We start from the raw sequence: 20,677 nt of genomic DNA on the forward strand, positions 1-20,677 counted from the left end.
GTGATGCCACCTGCGAAGTCTGGTTCGAACGCCACAGCCAACCCATCGGGACAGGCCGGACCACCCGCACCATCAACCGCCGACTGCGCCGCGCCCTAGAACACCGCCACCGCTGCTGCGCAATACCCGGCTGCGGCGCCACCCGCGGACTCCACGCCCACCACATCATCCACTGGGAAGACGGCGGCCCCACCAACCTCGACAACCTCGCACTGCTCTGCCCATACCACCACCGGCTACACCACAAAGGCGGCATCACCATCACCGGCCCCGCCCACCAACTCACCGTCACCGACACCACCGGCCGACAACTCCACCCCGGATCCCAAGCCCGGCCACCAACCACACCCCCACCCGATGTCCCGCCCTACCGCGGACCCACCGGCGAACGCGCCGACTGGTGGTGGTACACCCCCTTCCAACCAAAACCACCACCATCACCCAACTAGGGCACAACCCCGACCACCACACGGGCCGAACCACGCTGGCCACCAAACACATTCACGCGAGAGCTCGGGATTAGCCGAAGATTACTGTGCCTCAACGGTTCCGGAAACTGACCGGCTCACCGAAAGTTGGGCTAACTCGGCACACCGGTGACATCGAGTTCAGCGGACATCCCAGCCACGTAGTGGCCGGCGATGTTGCAGATCAGCTCGTAGCGTCCGGGCGCCAGGGAGAGAGTGGTCCAACCGGAAGCTTGCGGGACGATGCCGTAGTCGGGCGACTGCTCGTCGCCTTTGCCTGGCCCACAAGAGCGGGATACCTCACCGAGACTGCCGGATTCGTCGACGCGACCATCGGGACCACTCGGCCGTTGCCCGGGCAGCTGCCCGGTTGCCAGTGGCAGTACGACCAGCTCGTGACTCAGACCACCGGTGTTCGTGGCCCGCAGCGACACCTCGCCCGCCGGAATCGGGTTGGGGTACACCAGTATTCGCATCATGGCCATGCCGGGCATCAGGCGCGGTCCTACCATCCCGGCTCGCGTCATCATGCCGCGGCTCACCGGGCCCATCATCGATCCCATGTCGGTGAGATTGACATCGACGACGGTGCCCGGCAGTGCTGGCACGGAACACAATGCAGCAGCGGGATATTGGCGCCACATCGCCCTCCCTTTGAGAAAAGAGGCTCCTTCGCTCCTCGACACCGGACCGGCAACCAACCCGACCGCGTGTACGACCACGGTAGCAATAATGCCGAGAATGACCGACGCGGCCGCGATGGCGAGCACCAGCCGGGCACGGTGCGCACTCATGCCGATCAGCGGTGCTCACGCAGCGTTGCCATGCGCTGCCGATATTCGTTGTCGTCGATTTCACCGCTGGCCAGGCGTTCTCCGAGAACATCTTCGGCGGCGCGGCCCTGTGGTGCCGCTGGCGCGCCATGGCGCCCACTGGCCAGGTAGCGCACGCCCAGCACGATACCGGTGATCACCACCGCGAACAGCATCGTGAACACCGCGGCGCTCATGATCCAGCCCAAACCACCGTTCCACATCCATCCGCTACCGTCCCAGCCGCACATCGCACCGCTCCCTTCGTACGCGGTCAACAACGCCACTTCGTTCAGCCCACACGATCCGCCAGCCCTGATCGGTGACGTAGAGGCTTTGGTCCGCAATCACGCGACAACAGTCCCCTCGATGCGTTCCCTGACCTTTGTCCGCATGGGTTGAGGACCAAAGGCCCGCGAATTGACCGGAAGCCATACCTAGGCTCATTCGTACAAGCGGATTTCGCTCCACGGCATGGGTTACCCGGCGGGCAACCCTCGACAACAAGGGAGAAAGCCCATGTCTCACGAAGGGATTCTCGTTGCCGTAGACGGCTCGTCGCAGAGTGATGTGGCCGTGCGCTGGGCAGCCCGAGAAGCGGTGATGCGCGATGCGCAGCTGACTATCGTGCATGTGATCAGCCCGCTGACGGCTGACTGGTCACCGGTCGGCATGATCGGTAGCCCGCTGCCCGAGGATTTCGGCGAGTGGCAGGAAGAAGAAGCGCGACGAATGATCCAAGATGCGATCCGCGTCGCGCGCGAGACCCCGGCCGGCGACTCGCTACGGATCCAGACCGAGACACCTTGTGGCCCGGTCGTGCCGGTGCTTCGCGATCTCACCAAGCAATTCGCGATCATTGTGGTCGGCTCGCACGGCCGCCGTGCGTTGGCTCGGGGGATGCTCGGATCGGTAAGCACCGCACTGGTCCATCACGCACACTGCCCAGTCGCCGTCGTGCGTGATCAATTACCTCCCGAACGCAGGCATGCGCCCGTCGTGGTGGGTATCGACGGTTCGCCGGCATCGGAAGCCGCTACGGCTCTGGCGTTCGACGAGGCCTCCTGGCGCAATGTCGAGCTGGTGGCTGTACACGCCTGGATCGATGCCGAATGGCCCGGCGAATTGCCACTACCGTGGGCCAATGTATGTGCCAGCGCAGACGAAACGCTGGCTCAACGTCTGGCGGGCTGGCAAGAACGATATCCGGACGTCGTCGTACGGCGGATGGTGGTGCGCGACGACTCGATCGCCGCTTTGCTGGCACAAGCCGAGACGGCCCAGCTCATCGTAGTCGGAAGCCACGGCCGAGGCGGATTCGCCGGCATGCTACTTGGATCGGTCGGCTCAGCGGTGGTACACGGGGCCCGCGTCCCCGTGATCGTCGCCCGTCAGGACTGACACGGACGGCCTCGCCATACCGGCAGAATTTCGCAAGTGAGGAAGTTCGGTCATGAACACCACCAGTCTCGGCGCAATCGTCATCCTGGCAATTGTCCTTGTAGCACTGCTCATTTCGTCAATTCGGGTGATCAAGCAGTACGAACGCGGTGTGCACTTTCGGCTGGGCCGCGTGATCGCTGTCCGAGATCCCGGACTACGGCTGATCATCCCGGTCATCGACCGGCTGTGGCGGGTGTCCTTGCGGATTGTGACGATGCCGATCCAGTCCCAGGGCATCATCACGAAAGACAACGTGAGCGTCGACATCGCCGCGGTCGCCTACTTCCGGGTGGTCGATGCGCGCAAAGCAGTGGTGACGATCGAGAACGTCTCGTCCGCGATCGACCAGATCGCCCAAACCACGCTCCGAAATGTGGTCGGGCAGCACTCACTTGACGAGGTGCTGGCCGAAACATCGATGATCAACGGCAATATCCGAGAGATCCTCGACACCACGACCCTGGTCTGGGGCGTGGAGGTGACTTTGGTCGAGCTCAAAGACATCCAGTTACCTGACAGCATGAAGCGGGCCATGGCCCGGGAAGCTGAGGCTGAGCGCGAGAAGCGCGCCAAGATCATTGCCGCCGAGGGCGAAGCTCGCGCAGCCGCCGCCCTCGGTGAGGCCTCGGACACGATGATGCGCCACCCATTGGCTCTGCAGCTGCGCAACCTGCAGACACTCGCCGAACTCGGCGTCGAGAAGAACACCACGGTGGTCTTTCCCGCGCCGCTCATGAGCGCGATCGGCGAACTGACCACATTCCTGGCTCACGAATCCCACTCGGCGACAGGTCATCCCAGCGACTTTGCCCACAGCGTGGCCGCCGGCAAGCAATTGAGTACAGCGAAGCTGGCCGACGAGCGGGCGAACTCGCTCTCGGCCTCCTGACAAGGAGATCACCCGATGACCGATCAAACCACCCAGCGCGCGGCTTTCGGAACCACAGATCTCGCTGCGATAGTTGGATTGGCCTGCCGTGCACCGTCACTGCACAACAGCCAGCCGTGGCGATGCGACTATGAGGCCGGCACGCTACGTCTGTTCGCCGACCACGGCCGCGTCGGGCCGCACACCGACAGCACGGGGCGCGAGGTGATCCTCAGCTGCGGCGCGATGCTCGATCACTTGCAAGTGGCCTCCGCGTTCTACGGCTGGCACCCGCTCATCGACAGATGCCCGGGCCAAGAGGATCAGGATTACCTCGCGTCGATCAGCTTTCACGACGCCGACGCCGTGACCGAGCATGAACATGCCCTGGGCGAGGCGATTTCGATACGGCGCACCGACCGCCTGGCTTTCGCAGCACCCGAGCCATGGGCGGAACTGCACCGATTGCTGGAGACACTGGCCGACGGCACTGGCGTCAGCCTCGACATCATCGACGAAAGCGGACGACCGGCTCTCGCCGATGTGTCGCGGCGCACCGAACAATACCGCCGTGAGGACGCCTCGTACCGCTACGAATTGCTATGGTGGGCCGGACATTCCCGGATGGACGACGGCCTTTCCACCGGGGTGCTGCCATCTACCGTCGAAGCGTCGCATGTCGACATCGCACGCGACTTCCCTACTTACGGAGTCGGCGACCGAAGGCCGCAGGTGGACAGCGATCATTCCAAGGTCGTGGTCCTGTCGACCTTCGATGACAGCCGCGAGAGCACATTGCGTTGCGGCGAAGTGCTGTCAAGGGTCTTGCTGGAATGCACGGCAGCAGGTTTCGCGACGTGCCCGCTGACACACATGATCGAGGTGCACGCCAGCCGGGAGATGGTGCGCGCGATCACTGGCCGGAACACCGAGCCACAGGTGCTCGTCCGGGTCGGCCTCGCGCCCGAAACCAATCCGGTGCCGGGCCGGACGCCGCGGCGCGCCGTGAGCGACATACTGCACGTCCGGTGACCGACTCTTGAATGCACGCAGAAGGCGAGGTTCGTGATGCGCGACGTCATGGTCGACACCCAGATCATCAGGGACGCAGTGATATTGGCCTGCCGTGCGCCATCGCTGCACAACAGCCAGCCGTGGCGATGGGTCGCCGTGGGCCGGACCGTGGAGCTCTTTGTCGACCCGGACCGTGCTCCCCGGCACGCCGATACTTCCGGTCGAGAGGCGCTGATCGGCTGCGGCGCGGTTCTCGATCATTTCCGGGTGGCGATGGCTGCCGCCGGGTGGCGGGCGAATGTGGATCGATTCCCCAACCCGAACGATCTTCACCACCTGGCTTCCGTCGATTTCAGCCCGCTCGGATTCGTGACCGACGGTCACCGACGCCGAGCCGACGCCATACTGCTGCGACGAACCGATCGACTGCCGTTCGCAGCGCCGCCGGACTGGGAATCAGTTGAGCCGAGCCTGCGCTCAAGCGTGAACGCCGAACTCGTACGCATCGACGTGGTGGACGACGACCTTCGCCCTGAGCTCGCCAAGGCCTCGCAGATGACAGAGTCGCTTCGCCTCTACGACTCGTCCTACCATTCAGAGCTCGCGTGGTGGACTTCTGATTTCTCAGCGCGACAGGGAATTCCGCACAGTTCACTGGTCTCGGCCGAGGAGAGCGAACGGGTCGATGTGGGAAGGTCCTTCCCCGCCACCGATCATCACGAGCGGCGTCGCGACGTGGCCGAGGACCACTCCAAGATCGTGGTGCTGTCGACCTACGACGACAGCCACTGCGCCATGTTGCAGTGCGGCGAAACGCTCTCTGCCGTGTTGCTCGACGCGACACTCGCCGGACTGGCCACCTGCACGCTGACGCACATCACCGAACTCCCTGCCAGTCGGCAGGTGGTGGCGACATTGATCGGACAGCCGACCACACCACAGGTTCTCATCCGGGTAGGCCTCGCACCGGCGCTGGACGACGTCCCGCCGGCGACCCCTCGGCGACCGATCGACGAAGTACTCGAGGTCCGTACCGACGGCCGATGACCGGATCCACGACGAGGTCATCCACTCACTGACGCAACGGAGGCACCGATGGGACAACGCCCCAACTCAGGGTCTGCGGTTGTCGTCGGTATCGACGACTCGCAGTCCGCGGTGGCCGCCGCCCTGTGGTCGGTGGACGAAGCGGTCGGCAGAGACATTCCACTGAGGCTTGCGTACGCGATCGATCCTGATCAGCCGTCGAGCGATCAACGCTGCGACAGCCACAGCGTCTTTGCGATGGCCGAGATCGCGACCGAAAATGCGGTCGCCGCGATCGAGTCGACAGGCCGGCCTGTCAAGGTGGAGGTCGAGGTGCTGATCGATCGGCCGGAGAGAGCTCTGCGGGTCGCCGCCGAAACCGCGGCGATGATCTGTGTGGGTGCCACGGGCACGGGGCGGCTCGAAAGCGGTCGCATCGGCGCGATACCGGCTGCTTTGGCCGGCACCACACCATGTCCGCTCGCCATCATTCGGCAGACAGTCGACACGCAGCAGCGCTGTGTTGCCGTGGAATTGGATTCTTCGTGCCTCGACGACGACCCGCTGCGCCTGGGGCTGGAGGAAGCGAGATTGCGCAAGGCGCCGCTGCGGGTGCTGACCGCCCGACGCTCCCACTACACCGATATCCATGACAGCTGTGCAACAGCCCGTGGCGACCGCCTGGCGAAGGCCGATCTCGAACACCGGCTCTCGCACTGGCGCGAGCTTTACCCCGAAGTCGACGTGCGCGCGGTGGCCCTTCACGGCAACACTCTGAGCTATCTGGCGAGGAACATCAGTGCGATCCAACTTCTGGTCGTGGCCCGGGAACGCGGCTCGGGCATCAGGGAAATGGTCGCCGCACCTGGAAGCAGCGCACTACATGACGCCGGCTGTTCTGTGTTGATCTGCGGGTCCGGGACGTATTCTGTGAGTGAAACCAATGGTCACGGCCGTAAGGAGCGTGTCGCATGGTAAAGGTCTTTCTCGTCGACGATCATGAGATCGTCCGCCGCGGACTGATCGAACTGCTGGGCGCCGACGAGGAACTCGAGGTTGTGGGCGAAGCCGGTTCGGTCGCGCAGGCGCTTGCCCGGATCCCGGCCCTGAAACCCGACGTCGCTGTCCTCGACGTGCGGTTACCCGATGGCAACGGCATCGAGTTGTGTCGTGACCTGCTGTCGCAGTTTCCCGAGCTGCGGTGCCTCATGCTGACGTCCTACACCTCCGAAGAGGCGATGATCGATGCCATCTTGGCCGGTGCCAGTGGATATGTCGTCAAGGACATCAAAGGCATGGAACTGGCCAACGCCATCAAGGAGGTTGCTGCCGGACGATCGTTGCTCGACAACCGGGCGGCGACGGCGCTCATGGCCAAGTTACGGGGCCTCGCCGAGCACAACGATCCACTCTCGGAGCTGAGCGATCAGGAACACGTCCTGCTCGAACTCCTCGGCGAGGGCCTCACCAACAAGCAGATCGCCGCGCGGATGTTCCTCGCCGAGAAGACGGTCAAGAACTACGTTTCCAGGTTGTTGGCCAAGCTGGGCATGGAACGGCGAACCCAGGCGGCGGTGTTCATCTCCAAGTTCGAGCGCGACCACCACGGAACGCACCACGAGTGACCGCGACGCGTCCTCAGCCGTATCAGCCGGCCTGACAGCAGAACTCGTAGGATTCGCGGACGGATTCGGCAATGCTGCGGGTGGTGTCGATCCGATGGGACCCGCTCCACGCGTACTCGTCGCCGGCCATGGCGGCAGCGATCGCCGGCGTGGCGTCGGAGGTTCCGCCGGCCCGCCTGCTGATTCGATCCATCGCTTCTCGAAGCGGCGTCGAGCACACGAGCTCTGTTGTCGGGCAATGGTATTCATCGGCGATCTCACGTGCCCGCCTTCGATGCCCGGCGTTGCGCCAGGTGCCGTCGAGGATCGCGGTTCGTCCCCCGGCCAGCGCCACCGCAGCACGCCGCAGCACCTCGTCGTAGACGGCGTTCACATTCTCGGCCAGATAGAGTCCACTTTCGAAGACGCCCTCCGAACCTGCGATGACACCCGATTCGAGTAATTCGCGTCGCACGTCGTCGGTCGATATGACGTCGGCCTCCACGCGCTCTGAGAGGGCCAGCGCCAACGTGGTCTTGCCGGTTCCCGGTCCTCCGCCGACCAGGATCAGTCGTACGGTCCCCGTCCGTAGGTGCGCGAGCGCTATGTCCAGATGGCGCTGGGCATCAGCCCGCGCATCGGTGATGCCTTGGCCGAATCGGATGCAGTCGACTTTCGCACGAACGACAGCGCGATAGCTGATGTAGAGATGCCACAGCGACTTCGGCGCTGAATCGGCGGTCAACCGCACATACTGCGACTGGAACGTCGCGGCCAGGTCCTCACGGCCCAGGAACTCCAGGTCCATCACGAGGAACGCGGCGTCGTCGACGCGGTCGAGACAACGCAACCGGTCGTCGAACTCCAGGCAGTCGAGCAGAGCCGGTCCATCCGGCAGGCAGAAGATGTCATCGGCCCGCAGATCACCGTGACCGTCGACAATATGACGTTCGGCGATGCGCGCCGCAAACAGTTCTGTTCTGCCCGACAGGTATCGAGTCGCCAGGCTGGTCACCTCGGCGACCCCGTCCTCGGGCAGAATGGTGCCGCTGTAACGTCGCAGCTCCGTCAAGTTTTCCTGCCACAGCTCGGTGATTTTGGCACCCGTTCCGTACACATCGATCGCGGAAGATCTTTCGGCTCGATCGTGGAAACGGGCGAGTATCTCGGCGATCCTCGCGAGGTGCTCCTCTACCGGTTCGCCGGCGGCGACCATGGTCGCCAGCCGCAACGAGTCCGGGTAGCGGCGCATGATGATCACGGGTTCAGCCGCATATTGTCCGGCGTTGTCGAAATGTCCGACGCCGAGGTAGCTGTCGGGCGCCAGCCTTCTGTTGAGCTCGACTTCGCGGGCACAGACCTGCTCGCGTCGTTCGACCGAACTGAAGTCGAGGAAGTCCGTCACTACCGGTTTCTTGACCTTGTACGCTCGGTCTCCCACCAAAACCACCATACCGGTGTGGGTTTCGTGAATCTCTGGGTTCATCTGCCAGCCTTGTCCTTGATCGGGCCGTCGCGTTGTACCGAACACCATCCACGATCCCGCACTTGGCAGTGAGAGTCACAGAGTCCAAAGTCCTGCGGTCCCGGGTTGGTTGCAGCAGGCATGACACGTGGTACCCGAAAGTGACCTTTGCTCCGGGCCAGATCGACCAAAGCCTCCAGACCTATAGAGGGCCACGTCCTACCGTCAACTCATCACCGAGTGGACCAGGTCGGAGGAGCCACAATGACGACTGCAACCGACGTCCGGCCCGTTGTGGTCGGCGTGGACGGATCGCAAGCTGCCCTGACTGCCGCGTTGTGGGCAGTCGATGAGGCTGTCCACCGCGAGGTGCCGCTGCGTCTCGTCCACGCGACAGGGATTCCGCTTGAGCCGTCGATTCCCATCGACGTCTATCGTCCCGAGCTGCATTACGGCGAAAGCGCTTTGCGTGCTGCGTCATCGGCCATCGAGGCGACCGGCAAGACGGTCAAGGTGGAAAGCGATATCCGCTGGGGGTCTCCTGCGGCCGCGCTGGTCGATGAGTCATGCTCAGCGGCGATGGTCTGCGTCGGATCGGTCGGAATGGGGTTTATCGTGCGCCGACTACTGGGGTCGACCGCGGCCGCACTGGCTGAAAACGCGCACTGCACAGTCCTCATCGTCCGACGTCGCACTTCGGCCCCTACTTCGGCACGAACCGACTGGATCGTGGTCGGGATAGACGACCGACCTGACAATGACCTCGTTGTGGCACGGAGTGTCGACGAGGCTCGGCTGCGGAACGCACCAGTTCTTGCCTTAGGGGTGTGGTGCGATACGGCTGTCGGTGTGCCTGCCGAAGAGCTCGAATACCGTGTGGCGAAGTGGCGTCGACGGCATCCGGACATCCACATGTATCCCGTATCGACCAGGTGGGGTCTGCCCGAATTCTTGGCAGACAACGGAACAGAACTTGTTCAGCTCGTCGTGCTCGGAACTCATGACGTCGCCGACCTCCCACGGATCATCGGACCACATGACCGACCGTTCACCTCACACCCGGAATGCTCGGTCATGGTTGTGCGTTGACGCGCCATGGCAATGGACAAGGTCAGCACAGCAGATGACTTCACCAGGGACGCCACGCTTCTGGACGGTTCTCCCGTTACGATCCGGCGCTTGATCACGGAGGACTACGACGCGGTACTGGCGCTGGCGCTGACGCTGGACGACCGGGAACGGTACATGCGGTTTTTCACCGCCCATCCCGCCTACATCGGCGAGTGGGCGCTGTCGCTGACCGCGCCGGCGGCGGGGATCGTGGCGATCGGCGCATTCGAAGCCGGTGAGCTGATCGGGGTCGCCAACTACGCCCAGACGGATCGGCCGGGCTACGCAGAGGTCGCGGTGGTGGTAGCCCACGACCAGCACGAGCGCGGCGTGGGCACCGCACTGTTGCGTGCCGTCGGCTGCCTGGCCCGTGACGCGGGGCAACATCACTTTGTTGCCGACGTTCTCGCCGAGAATCGCGCGATGTGCCGGGTCATCTCCGATGCTGGATGGCCGACAACCCGACACAACGATGCAGGCGTACTCAGTATCGACATCGACCTCGACAACGTCCGATAGCCGACGCGCTGTGCCGCCTCTATTCGAACGGCTCTCCGCTGTCGAAGGGCGACCCATCCAACCGCGTCACGAGCTCGTGGAACGGCCGGCGGGGCGTCGCAGGCAGCGGGTCGGCATTGACCGGCGCCCAACCGATACGCAACAGCATCTGCGGATAGCTTTCCCCGTCGAACACACCCTTGCGGATGCTCTCGCGACTGGCCACGACCTCCAACGGCTCGGTGATCGGGCAACTGGACAACCCCGAAGCTGTAGCAGTGAGCAGGATCATGCTCGTCGCCTCGCCGGCTCGCAACCGGTGCACCACGCCGTCCGTCGCGGTCCCCAGCGCGAGCACTGTCGCACCGTCGCGGTGATCAGTGCCGTCTGGCGACTGCGCCAACACGGGGCCGGCGAACAGCCGCGCGGGTATCGCGTCGTCGGGGTCGGATTCGGGGGTATTGCGCGCAGGGACGCCTGCGGTAGCCGCGTATCTTCCGCTCCACTGGGTCAATTCGGTCAGGTACTCGGCATCGCTCAGATGCTGGCGGACAGCCGAGGCAAGCAGTGCATGAAAGTTCGCCGTGACGTCGACCCGGCGCATGGCGACCCCCATCCGCGCAACGCGAGATCCCATCACTGCGATGTCACCAGGCGGAACCGTCCACGAACTGTAGTGGCGGCGATCGGTGCGCCGACGCGGGATCGCCGCGGCCAGTGCGACATCGACGGGCCCCGGCTGGAGTGGATGCGGCTGAATCGATGCCAGGTGGTCCGGATCGGCCGGATTCGGCAGGTAACTGACTTTCGATTGCCAGCCGAGCGCGGCGAGCGCGACGACACAATGGTTGAGCGCCGTGCCACAGCTGACAACGAGATCGCGACGGTCCGGATCGGTGTGCGGCAGGTGTTGCGACATGTCGACGTACAGATGGATGCTCTGTGCCCCCACCCGCCATCGCCATGGCTGCGAATTATGCACGGACGGTGCACGATTCGCGAGCGACAACGCTGCGCGGACCGTCTCGATATCGGGAAAATGGGCATTCATCTCGGGTTACCTTCTATCGGGAATTCGTCTTATTCACTATCTGTCCGCTGTGAACTTCCAGATAGAGGAACAAGTCCCCACTTGTCGTGACCTGTCATCGCGTGAAGAGCAACGAGCAATCTGTTCCGCGCAGAATTTCGCGAGCGCGTGGGCTGGTCAGCTCCTCGACCAGCGCGTGATGATCGGCGGCGACGACCAACAGCTGGTCGATGCTGACGCACTGGTGTAGCAGGTGTAGCAAGTGGGTCGGCATGGGCAATGTAGACAGCTGCACGTCGACGCTCGCGCCCGGTCCGGTCAAATACTCCTCGAGTACGGTCCGTACGGGGTGGCGTGCTGTATTGGCAGTGTCGGTGTGCCGGCCATGTGACCACGATTCCAGCACCAGGACCGGGGCATCGCGGAGGCCGGCCTCGCGCATCGCGGCTCGCAGTGCGTCGAGAGCGGAGTCGGTTTCATCGAGCACGACGACTATCCACTTGCGGAGGCTCAGCGGTTCCGGCGTGCGGCGGCGGATGACCGCGACCGGCCCTGCCGCCCGCTTGGCCAGCGCGGCCGACGTTGCGCCCCGCCCTTCACCGGCACCGACACACAGCATCGACGCTCCACGCGAGGCCGCGACCAGACAATCCACCGGCTCACCGAAAAGAATCTCGGATTCGAGCTTCACCTCGGCGCCGGTATCGGTGACCGCTTCCCAGGCGCGGTGCAGAGCAGTTCGGGCCTCGGCCATCGTCTGATTGATATCCGTGTCGTCCTCGTCTGCTGCATATACGAGGCGCAGCACGGCGTTTCGAACGACTGCTTCCTTCGCCGCCCACAATGCCGCGTATTCCGCCGACGTCGAGCCGTCGACGCCGACAACGACCGGTCCCGTGGGCGTCGTAGCAGTCAGCGTTGTAGCAGTCAGCGTTGTAGTAGTCATCGGTACGGTCCTCATGCAGCGCGCGGGAGATCACGCGTGGTAGCCGTGGCCCGCGCCGCTGCGCGCTCAGGCTGGGCAATCCACCCGACATAGGTCAGGTAGACACCCATCAGCACACCGAGCAGATATGCGCCTCGCCACGCCGTCGTGGCACCGATCAGGTGATCCGCGAGCCGCACGTAAGCCTCCGGGAAAGCCATCAGAAACAGGCCCTTGACCGCCATCCCCCAGCCCACCAACGACACGAGAATCGCCGCCAGACCGCGCCAGTACTGGTGGAAGGCGATGATCGCGATACCGCCCGTGAGCACGAATGCCCCTGTGATCCACGGCCATACGGAACTACCGGTGAACTCGGTCAGCATCGTGCGCATGTCCGGTGCCCGGAGCACGACCACCGTGCCGGCGATGGCGTAGAACGGCCCGATGACGCGGGAAAAACTGCGTGTTCTCTGAGCTTGCTGAATGGCATTCACGTCGTCCTCGATTCGGGTCGAGCCTGATTGAAACCTGTTGGTCCTGTTGGCAATCGGACCACCGAGAAACCATGGGGGATAGAGTCAAAGGTCGTCGCCTGAACGCACTTTCGGCCATGTAGGTCGACTACGAACGGCGGTTCTCCCGGCGCCCGTTGTCGTCGCGGTCCAGCAGCTGCCACTCCCGCGTCCATTCCGCGTACCTGCTCCGGTCGAGACGCCACTGCACCACCTGCACCACCGTGGACAAGACTGCGACCACCATCAACCACGTCAAGGCCGCCGTTGCGATCGCCATCGTCGTGGCTTGTTCGCGTGACAGTGGCGGTCCGACCTGATCGCCGAAATCGTTGACCCACACCGTTACCCGATCGCCCGATTGCAACCGTTCGGAGCTCTCGAGCCAGCCCGTGTGCACTGCAGGACCCACCGACCAGCGCACCGGCGTTCCGAACGTCACGCGACCCGGCTGCGCCACAAGAGTACTGCCGCCCGCCACCGTGGCGACCACGGTCTGCCGCTCGGCGGCCTGTCGTAGCGCGACCTGCAGCTCCCGATCATGCGTCGCGGTGCCGATCGCCGCGGCAAAAGGAACAGTCAGCACGACCACGAGTGAGGCGATCAGGACTACCCATGCTTCAAGCCGATCGCTCGGACGTATCAGAGGATGTCGGCCGACGTATCTGGCAAGGAGACACGGCCTTGCGCTCCAGGTGTATTCGTCCATGACGGCCTCCTCACGGGACGCTGCGCCGGCCAAGGCGCGCCGGTCATCAGATTCCGCCAGCCCGCTATCTCTGCGGCAGAGCCCAACGTCCTCGCCGTGTATGTCAATCGTCATCGTCCAGGTGGGACTGAGGTCTTTGGTCCCCATCCTCGGGGTCACACGGCCGCTGCGCGGCACCGCGAACATCCATCAAGATCCGAATCATCCGATCCCTCAAGGAGGTAGCGCAGGTGAAAGCCTTGATCTATACCGGCCCGGGAATGCCTTCCTGGACCGATGCTCCGCAGCCCGAGATTCTCGACGACACCGATGCGGTGGTCCGCGTCGATGCGGTCACCATCTGCGGAACCGACCTGCACATTCTCAAAGGTGATGTACCAGAGGTGACACGGGGCCGGATACTCGGTCACGAGGCGGTCGGCAGGGTGACCGAGGTCGGTGCTGCCGTGCGGACCATCGCCCCCGGTGACCGGATCCTGGTGTCGTGCATCAGCGCGTGTGGCAGTTGCCGGTACTGCCGAGACGGACAATACGGACAATGCCTCGGCGGAGGCGGCTGGATCCTGGGGCACCGTATCGACGGAACACAGGCCGAGTACGTCCGGGTGCCTTTCGCCGACAACTCGACCTATCGACTACCTGAAGGCGTCAGCGACGAAGAAATGGTCATGCTCGCCGATATTCTGCCCACCTCCTACGAGGTCGGGATCCTCGCCGCCGGCGTACGGCCCGGAGACACCGTGGCGATCATCGGCGCAGGCCCGATCGGTCTGGCTGCGATCATGACAGCCCGGTTGTACAGCCCGAAGCACGTGATTGTCATCGACATCGCCGACTCACGACTGGAAGCAGCGCTCAAGTTCGGTGCCGATACCGTCATCAACGCCGACCGACAGTCGGTACGCGGCTTGGTGGCGCAAATGACCGATGGGCTCGGAGCCGACGTGGCGATCGAAGCCGTCGGTACACCGGCGACCTTCGAACAAGCGGTCCAACTCGTCCGCGCGGGCGGGCGCGTCGCCAACGTCGGCGTCCACGGCGCACCCGCGACCCTTCACCTGGAAGACATCTGGGGCAAGAACCTCACCATCACGACAGGTTTGGTCGACACCCACGCCACCCCCACGCTGATCGACCTGGTCGCCAATCGCCAGATCGATGTCGCCCCGATGATCACTCACCGGTTTTCCCTGGATGACTTCGAGGACGCCTACCGGGTATTCAGCACGCCCGGCGACACCGGTGCGTTAAAAGTTGTTCTCACAAGACATCACTGAGCGACCACGCATGAGGGACTTTTGGCCCTGACGCTCAGTCCGTCGCCGCACTAGCGTCGGTGCCGAACAGACCTGATTTTTCTGGGAGCTTGGATATGACATCGACACCGCGATCCTCACCGGGCATCGTCGTCGGTATCGACGGTTCGCGCTGTGCGCTGAATGCCGCACTGTGGGCAACAGACGAGGCCGTAAGCCGCAACGTTCCGCTGAGATTGATCTATGTCGTGGAACCGCGTAACGGCGATGGCTTTGATGGCCAAGAAGCCTCGCGGGATCTGGCACGCGCCGATATCGCCATCCGCCAAGCGCGGATTGCGCTGGAGTCGACAGAGAAGCCCGTGAAGATCGAATGGGCGGTACTTCATGGCGAGCCGGCGGCCGTCTTGCTCACTGCGTCGGAATCGGCCGACATGCTCTGTGTCGGATCGTTCGGGCTCACCCACGCAGTCGGTGACCAACGTCCGGGTTCAACCGCCATGGCACTGCCGGCCGCGGCCGCGTGTCCCGTGGCGGTCATCGGCAGTGATTGCGGACCGTATATCACCGCATCCCAGCCGGGCGGTGCCTCTGCAGCCGATGGTGACGATCACCCAGGTGATCCGATCCAACTACTGATCGTGGGGCAACAGGGCAACGAAACTCGCGGCGCCACCCGCCCCATGTTCGTCTGTCCCTAACTCGGCCCGTCCCATCGACGCGAGCAAGGAAGGTCCGCTGCCATGGTGACCGTTTTCCTTGTCGACGATCACGAGGTCGTCCGGCGCGGGCTGGTCGGACTGCTGAGTTCTGATCCCGAACTCGAGATCGTGGGTGAAGCCGGCACGGTAGCCCAGGCGATGGCCCAGCTCCCCGCGTTGCGGCCGGATGTCGCCGTCCTCGATGTGAGTCTTCCCGACGGGAGCGGCATCGAACTGTGCCGGGACCTCTTGGCGCACCTGCCGAATCTCAAGTGTCTGATGCTGACCTCTTACACCTCCGACGAGGCCATGCTCAGTGCGATTCTGGCCGGTGCCAGCGGCTACGTGATCAAGGACATCAAGGGAATGGCGCTCGCCGAAGCGATCAAGACAGTCGGCGCCGGACGATCCCTGCTCGACAACCGGGCGGCTGCGGCATTGATGGACAAACTTCGCGAAACAGCGCAGCACCGCGATCCCTTGTCGGCACTCAGTGGGCAGGAACGTGAGCTGTTGGAATTGCTCGGTGAAGGCCTGACCAACAAGCAGATCGCCGACCGAATGTTCCTGGCAGAGAAGACGGTGAAAAATTACGTCTCCCGATTGCTGTCGAAGCTCGGGATGCAGCGACGTACCCAGGCTGCAGTGTTTGCGTCACAGCTGGATCATCGGTCACGTCAACGCGACTGAAATGGGGCCTTTGGACCCTCGACGCGGTGGGCCGGCGACGAAACGATAGGAGTGTCTGACCAAACCGTTTGACGCGCTGGCCACAGGGAGGCGCCATGAAGCCATCTGGTCGCCCGCCTACCCGTGCACGCAGTACAGCGTCTGAGTCCACCGACGTGCACCGTTCGAACGGTAGGGCGGCAGCGGAGATCTCTGTTGTTGTGGCTGTCGTTGTTGTAAGTGTCGTCGTTCTGACTGTCGTCGCCGCAGCGGGTTTCGTGATCTGGCATGCCGATCCGCACTTTCTCGGTCTGCCGACGCCGACTGCCCCTGAAGTGGTCGCCGCAGTCATCGGGCTCGCGGTGATCGGACGCGGGTTGAAACTCGGCCGTCCCGTGACAGCCACCCATGCCGGCCTGGCATCGGTGGTACTGATGTTGGCGATCCTCGTCAACTCGCAAGGCCACACCGGCGCGGCCACCGCAGGAATCGTCGTAGCAGCAGTCCTGCTGGTGCGCCCCACCCGATCCCGACCAGAACCCGACGCCTTGCCACGGGTGTGGACACTGGTGAAAGCCACCGAAGGCGATCCGCTGGCAGCATTCGCGATGGCGACAGACAAGAGTTACGTATTCAGCACTGATGCGACTGCTGCACTCGCGTATCGTGCGATTGGAGGATTCGCCGTGGTGAGCGGCGACCCGATAGGAAGTTCTGCCCGCTACGGCGAGGTCGTCGACGAATTGGCCTCACTGTGCAGCAGCCGAGGGTGGCGGATCGTGGTGCTCGGCGCATCGGCCTCCTGTTTGACGTTGTGGCGGAACCACTCTGCGATAGGAAGCCACCTGTGGGCGGTACCGATCGGTCGCGACGTCGTGATCGACGTCGCCCGGTTCACGCTCACAGGACGACGCAAGCGCAACCTTCGCCAGGCCGTGCAGCGCACCCGCAACGCCGGTGTGACAACAGAAGTCGTCGCCGAGAACGCACTGGATCCGCGACTGCACGAGGAGCTGCACAAGGTGATGGTCAGCTCGCACAAGGCTGTCGGCGCAGAACGCGGATTTGCGATGATGCTGGGCGGCACGTTGTCCGGGCATTTCCCGGGCGTTTGGCTGATCATCGCCCGCGACCGTGCTGGTCGAATACAGGGCTTCCAGCGGTACACCATCGCCGGCGCCGACACAGATCTCAGTCTCGACCTGCCGTGGCGTCGCCCAGATGCGCCCAACGGAATCGATGAGCGGCTCAGCGTCGACATGGTCGCCTGGGCGAAAACTCGTGGAATACGGCGTGTTTCGCTGGCATTCGCACCGTTTCCCGACCTGTTCGCCCGCGCATCCGACAACAGTACGGCAGCGCGGGCACTCCGCATCCTGGCCCATCTTCTCGACCGGTTCGTCAAACTGGAATCGCTCTACCGCTACCTGCGCAAGTTCGACGCCATGGGCGAAGAAAGATATGTGCTGATTCCTCCGACCCACATCGTTGGCGCCGCGGCGATCCTGCTCGCAGTGGAATTCACGCCCCACCGCGACCGCCAACCCGCACCCGGGACCGTCACCCCAACAGCCACGATCTGATGCACTGGACAGGAGAAATCAATGGCCACATCGAACGGCAACTACCCGGTCGTCGTCGGTATTGACGGGTCTGCCGCGGCTCTGGACGCCGCGCTGTGGGCGATCGACGAAGCCGAGGCTCGGGACGTCCCACTGAGGCTGGTGTCGTCCATCGACCGCGGGGGCAGCGATGCTTCAGGCGACGAGTTGCGCATGAGTCAGGAATACGCCCAGACGAGCTTGAGGTCAGCCCGGACAGCCATCGATGCCGCAGGACGATCGGTGAAGGTCGAATCGGCTGTGCTAGAAGGCAGTCCGGGCGCCAATCTGATCGAGGAGTCGCGCCACGCAGCGATGATCTGCGTCGGTTCCAGCGGCATCGGCCGGTTCGCCGAGTCACTGTTCGGATCTACCGCCACTTCTGTCGCCGAAAATGCACATTGTCCCGTCGCAATCATCCGGCGTCACCCGTCTCGGCAATCGTCCGGCCCGGGAATGATCGCGGTGCCTGTCGGCGCATTCGACGGCGATGACCATGTCATCGGCACTGCTGTCGCCGAAGCTGCCCTACGTGGACGATCCGTTTTGGCAGTGGGGGTTTGGGAACGCGATTTCGGCGACACGCCCTACGACGAACTGGACCGCCGCACAGCGCGGTGGCAGGAACGCCATCCGCATGTACGTATCCATGTCACGGCCGGGGCGGCAGGCATCAGCCAGTTTCTGGCGGAGCACACCGAGCCGGTCGACATGGTCGTCCTACCCTGCGCCGATGCCGACGAGGTAGCCAATATCGTAGGGCCGCATTCTCGTTCGCTTACCCGCCACCCCGAGTGCTCAGTGCTCATCGTGCGTCAGTAGCCGACTTCTCCATTGGTCACCGCGCCCGGTGACCGCCGGCGTCATACGGATGGACTTACGACCCTGTCTGTGCGGGTTGGTCGCGGCCTAATGTCAACTGCCGAGGGTACCGCGCAACGCATCGCAGGCACCGGACAGGAGAGGTCGAAATGAGCCCGAACGTAGGCGAATACCAAATGGTTGTCGCGGTCGACGGGTCGGCTGCATCGAACGCGGCCGTCGAGTGGGCCGCGCGTGAAGCGATCATGCGAACAGCCTCGGTGACGCTGCTGCACATCATCGAACCGGTCGTGGTGAGCTGGCCCATCGCGCCCATGCAGGGGTCCATCACCGAGTGGCAGCAAGAGAACGCACATCAAGTCATAACGCAAGCCCAAAAACTGTTCCTTGCAGGCATTGGCGATGCTCAGCCGCCGAGTGTCCGTACTGACGTGCGGGCGGGCATCGCCGTATCCGAGCTGACCCACGCATCTGCCCGGGCACAGATGATCGTGGTCGGTAGTCAGGGCTTGGGGGCTCTCGAGCGGGTCATCCTCGGGTCGGTCAGCAGCGGCTTGCTTCATCATGCGCATTGCCCGGTCGCGGTCATCCACGCTGACGGAACCCGTTCCGTCGCCGCCACTTCCCCAGTCCTGCTGGGGATCGATGGTTCGCCCGCATCTGAGGGTGCAACCTCGCTGGCGTTCGACGAGGCATCGCGGCGCGGCGTCGATCTTGTGGCACTACACGCGTGGAGTGATGTTCCCGTGTTTCCGATTTTCGGCATGGACTGGCGCCGTTACGAAGACGAGGGCCACGAGGTGCTCGGCGAACGGCTGGCGGGCTGGGGCGAGAAGTACCCAGACGTCCAGGTACACAGGCGAATAGTCAGCGATCAACCCGCTCGGTGGCTCGTCGATGAGTCACAGCACGCTCAACTCGTCGTCGTGGGCAGCCACGGGCGAGGCGGATTCGCCGGCATGCTTCTCGGATCGGTGAGTTCGGCCGTCGCGCAAGCTGCGCGGGTGCCGGTGATCGTCGTCCGCAGCTAGGGTCGTGTGGCTGGACCACTGGGGTACGCACTGACGATCGGCTCACGCTCATCGAGCACCGGTTCTGATATTCGAAACCCCTTTGTTCACGTTCTTTTCAGACGGCTATCCCGGTGAATTGCTGTCGAATCGCAGCGCCCAGAATTTGTCGGACCTGACTGCAATAATGAGTTCATGTCCTCGGACGCAACACCTTTCAACACTGACGCGGTAAGCCCCGCCCAGCGGCTTGAGGTGTTGATCGCGGAACTGTCCGAACTGGTCGGTCAACGCAACGCCATCGACGGACGCATCGTCGACATCGTCGCCGAGTTGGACCGCGACGAACTGTGCGGCGCCACCGGCGCACGGTCAATCGCGGGTTTGGTGGCGTGGAAAACCGGCATCACCCCACACAACGCCGACACCGTCGTGGCGGTCGCCCGACGCGCCGAAGAATTCCCGCTGTGCACCCAAGCCCTCCGCGAAGGCCGCCTGTCCCTGGATCAGGTCGGCGTGATCGCCGAACGAGCCGCCGACGGATCCGACGCCCACTACGCCGAACTCGCCGCCGTCGCCACCGTCGCCCAGTTGCGCACCGCCGTGAAACTGGAACCCCGACCCGAACCAGAACCCGAAGCCGAACCAGCACCCGAACCGGAGCGGTCGTTCACGCGAGAGGTGCACGACGACTCCACGACGTACAAAATCACCCTGCCGCGGTTGGAGGCAGAAGAATTCGACGCCGGGATGGCCTCGCACCGCGACGCACTGATCGCCGCATGGAAACGCGACCACGAAACCGGAGACCACGACGCAGCCGAGGGCACGGCCGAGCAGCCCTCCGAGCAGACACCGCCGTTCCCCACCACCGTCGATGCATTCATGAGCTTGATCGAGGCGGGTTGGGATGCCGACGTGGCACGCCGCCCCCACGGACAACGCACCACCGTGGTCGTCCACCTCGACCTCGACAAACACGGCGACAAACCCGTCGCGGCCCTGCATCTGGGCCCGGTGCTCAGCGACGAGGAACGCCGCTACCTATCCTGTGATGCCACCTGCGAAGTCTGGTTCGAACGCCACAGCCAACCCATCGGGACAGGCCGGACCACCCGCACCATCAACCGCC

23 protein-coding genes are annotated in these 20,677 nt (G+C 63.9%); 16 read left to right on the top strand and 7 right to left on the bottom strand.

Annotation, left to right across the window (positions count from 1 at the left end; genetic code table 11):
- A partial coding sequence (locus tag RMCB_RS12520) for an HNH endonuclease signature motif containing protein (protein ID WP_131805518.1) occupies nucleotides 1-449 on the top strand: 449 nt, incomplete at its 5' end.
- Nucleotides 450-580: 131 nt separating this feature from the next.
- On the opposite strand, the gene RMCB_RS12525 is transcribed toward RMCB_RS12520, so the two are convergent.
- Together RMCB_RS12525 and RMCB_RS12530 are read right to left on the bottom strand one after the other, a co-directional pair.
- Nucleotides 581-1,075 carry a hypothetical protein gene (locus RMCB_RS12525; protein ID WP_308213629.1) on the bottom strand — a complete coding sequence of 165 codons (495 nt, stop codon included), beginning with the start codon at nucleotides 1,073-1,075 and terminating at the stop codon, nucleotides 581-583.
- Nucleotides 1,076-1,266: 191 nt separating this feature from the next.
- Entirely contained in the window at nucleotides 1,267-1,530 is a 264-nt protein-coding gene (locus RMCB_RS12530; protein WP_029367429.1) for an SHOCT domain-containing protein, read from the bottom strand.
- A 268-nt stretch (nucleotides 1,531-1,798) separates the two neighbouring features.
- Here RMCB_RS12530 and RMCB_RS12535 point away from each other — a divergent pair, with 268 nt between their 5' ends.
- From RMCB_RS12535 to RMCB_RS12560, 6 genes are read left to right on the top strand one after another with little or no spacing between them, the layout of a single operon-like run.
- Nucleotides 1,799-2,680, top strand: a complete 882-nt coding sequence (locus RMCB_RS12535) for a universal stress protein (protein WP_062829044.1) — start codon at nucleotides 1,799-1,801, stop codon at nucleotides 2,678-2,680.
- Nucleotides 2,681-2,732: 52 nt separating this feature from the next.
- Entirely contained in the window at nucleotides 2,733-3,611 is an 879-nt protein-coding gene (locus RMCB_RS12540) for a slipin family protein (RefSeq protein WP_084388449.1), read from the top strand.
- Between the two features lie 15 nt (nucleotides 3,612-3,626).
- A complete protein-coding gene (locus RMCB_RS12545) occupies nucleotides 3,627-4,622 on the top strand; it encodes an Acg family FMN-binding oxidoreductase (protein WP_062829045.1) in 996 nt (331 codons plus the stop codon).
- A 36-nt stretch (nucleotides 4,623-4,658) separates the two neighbouring features.
- Nucleotides 4,659-5,651 carry an Acg family FMN-binding oxidoreductase gene (locus tag RMCB_RS12550; protein ID WP_062829046.1) on the top strand — a complete coding sequence of 331 codons (993 nt, stop codon included), beginning with the start codon at nucleotides 4,659-4,661 and terminating at the stop codon, nucleotides 5,649-5,651.
- Between the two features lie 48 nt (nucleotides 5,652-5,699).
- Nucleotides 5,700-6,608 (top strand): universal stress protein, encoded by a 909-nt coding sequence (locus tag RMCB_RS12555; protein WP_063979609.1) that lies wholly within the window; start codon nucleotides 5,700-5,702, stop codon nucleotides 6,606-6,608.
- A complete protein-coding gene (locus RMCB_RS12560; RefSeq protein ID WP_062829047.1) occupies nucleotides 6,602-7,255 on the top strand; it encodes a response regulator transcription factor in 654 nt (217 codons plus the stop codon). The genes RMCB_RS12555 and RMCB_RS12560 overlap by 7 nt, the downstream gene beginning before the upstream one ends.
- A gap of 22 nt (nucleotides 7,256-7,277) precedes the next feature.
- Here RMCB_RS12560 and RMCB_RS12565 read toward each other — a convergent pair whose 3' ends face one another.
- The gene (locus RMCB_RS12565) at nucleotides 7,278-8,720 is read right to left on the bottom strand and encodes a bifunctional aminoglycoside phosphotransferase/ATP-binding protein (RefSeq protein ID WP_062829048.1); all 1,443 of its coding nucleotides are present in this window, start codon (nucleotides 8,718-8,720) and stop codon (nucleotides 7,278-7,280) included.
- Between the two features lie 243 nt (nucleotides 8,721-8,963).
- Between RMCB_RS12565 and RMCB_RS12570 the strand changes: the two genes are divergently transcribed.
- Both RMCB_RS12570 and RMCB_RS12575 read left to right on the top strand, forming a co-directional pair.
- On the top strand, nucleotides 8,964-9,788 hold the full coding sequence (locus tag RMCB_RS12570) for a universal stress protein (protein WP_062829059.1): 825 nt from the start codon (nucleotides 8,964-8,966) through the stop codon (nucleotides 9,786-9,788).
- Between the two features lie 6 nt (nucleotides 9,789-9,794).
- The gene (locus RMCB_RS12575) at nucleotides 9,795-10,328 is read left to right on the top strand and encodes a GNAT family N-acetyltransferase (RefSeq protein WP_109784271.1); all 534 of its coding nucleotides are present in this window, start codon (nucleotides 9,795-9,797) and stop codon (nucleotides 10,326-10,328) included.
- Nucleotides 10,329-10,347: 19 nt separating this feature from the next.
- On the opposite strand, the gene RMCB_RS12580 is transcribed toward RMCB_RS12575, so the two are convergent.
- The 4 genes from RMCB_RS12580 to RMCB_RS37040 all read right to left on the bottom strand — a co-directional run bounded on the left by RMCB_RS12580 (nucleotide 10,348) and on the right by RMCB_RS37040 (nucleotide 13,672).
- Nucleotides 10,348-11,358 carry an Acg family FMN-binding oxidoreductase gene (locus RMCB_RS12580; protein WP_062829050.1) on the bottom strand — a complete coding sequence of 337 codons (1,011 nt, stop codon included), beginning with the start codon at nucleotides 11,356-11,358 and terminating at the stop codon, nucleotides 10,348-10,350.
- A gap of 94 nt (nucleotides 11,359-11,452) precedes the next feature.
- A complete protein-coding gene (locus RMCB_RS12585) occupies nucleotides 11,453-12,283 on the bottom strand; it encodes a universal stress protein (RefSeq protein ID WP_062829051.1) in 831 nt (276 codons plus the stop codon).
- 11 nt (nucleotides 12,284-12,294) lie between these two features.
- A complete protein-coding gene (locus tag RMCB_RS12590) occupies nucleotides 12,295-12,759 on the bottom strand; it encodes a hypothetical protein (RefSeq protein ID WP_062829052.1) in 465 nt (154 codons plus the stop codon).
- 127 nt (nucleotides 12,760-12,886) lie between these two features.
- Entirely contained in the window at nucleotides 12,887-13,672 is a 786-nt protein-coding gene (locus RMCB_RS37040) for an Rv1733c family protein (RefSeq protein WP_456152460.1), read from the bottom strand.
- 44 nt (nucleotides 13,673-13,716) lie between these two features.
- Between RMCB_RS37040 and RMCB_RS12600 the strand changes: the two genes are divergently transcribed.
- The 7 genes from RMCB_RS12600 to RMCB_RS12630 all read left to right on the top strand — a co-directional run.
- The gene (locus RMCB_RS12600) at nucleotides 13,717-14,763 is read left to right on the top strand and encodes a zinc-dependent alcohol dehydrogenase family protein (RefSeq protein ID WP_062829054.1); all 1,047 of its coding nucleotides are present in this window, start codon (nucleotides 13,717-13,719) and stop codon (nucleotides 14,761-14,763) included.
- A 59-nt stretch (nucleotides 14,764-14,822) separates the two neighbouring features.
- The gene (locus RMCB_RS12605; protein WP_201028284.1) at nucleotides 14,823-15,443 is read left to right on the top strand and encodes a universal stress protein; all 621 of its coding nucleotides are present in this window, start codon (nucleotides 14,823-14,825) and stop codon (nucleotides 15,441-15,443) included.
- A 42-nt stretch (nucleotides 15,444-15,485) separates the two neighbouring features.
- Nucleotides 15,486-16,133 carry a response regulator transcription factor gene (locus tag RMCB_RS12610; protein WP_062829055.1) on the top strand — a complete coding sequence of 216 codons (648 nt, stop codon included), beginning with the start codon at nucleotides 15,486-15,488 and terminating at the stop codon, nucleotides 16,131-16,133.
- Between the two features lie 200 nt (nucleotides 16,134-16,333).
- On the top strand, nucleotides 16,334-17,695 hold the full coding sequence (locus RMCB_RS12615) for an MprF family protein (protein WP_234792092.1): 1,362 nt from the start codon (nucleotides 16,334-16,336) through the stop codon (nucleotides 17,693-17,695).
- Between the two features lie 21 nt (nucleotides 17,696-17,716).
- A complete protein-coding gene (locus RMCB_RS12620) occupies nucleotides 17,717-18,535 on the top strand; it encodes a universal stress protein (protein ID WP_062829056.1) in 819 nt (272 codons plus the stop codon).
- Nucleotides 18,536-18,684: 149 nt separating this feature from the next.
- Nucleotides 18,685-19,566 (top strand): universal stress protein, encoded by an 882-nt coding sequence (locus RMCB_RS12625; protein WP_062829057.1) that lies wholly within the window; start codon nucleotides 18,685-18,687, stop codon nucleotides 19,564-19,566.
- Between the two features lie 174 nt (nucleotides 19,567-19,740).
- On the top strand, nucleotides 19,741-20,677 hold a 937-nt coding region (locus RMCB_RS12630), incomplete at its 3' end, for a DUF222 domain-containing protein (RefSeq protein WP_084388452.1).

The organism is Mycolicibacterium brisbanense, assembly GCF_001570425.1.
Lineage (GTDB): Bacteria > Actinomycetota > Actinomycetes > Mycobacteriales > Mycobacteriaceae > Mycobacterium > Mycobacterium brisbanense.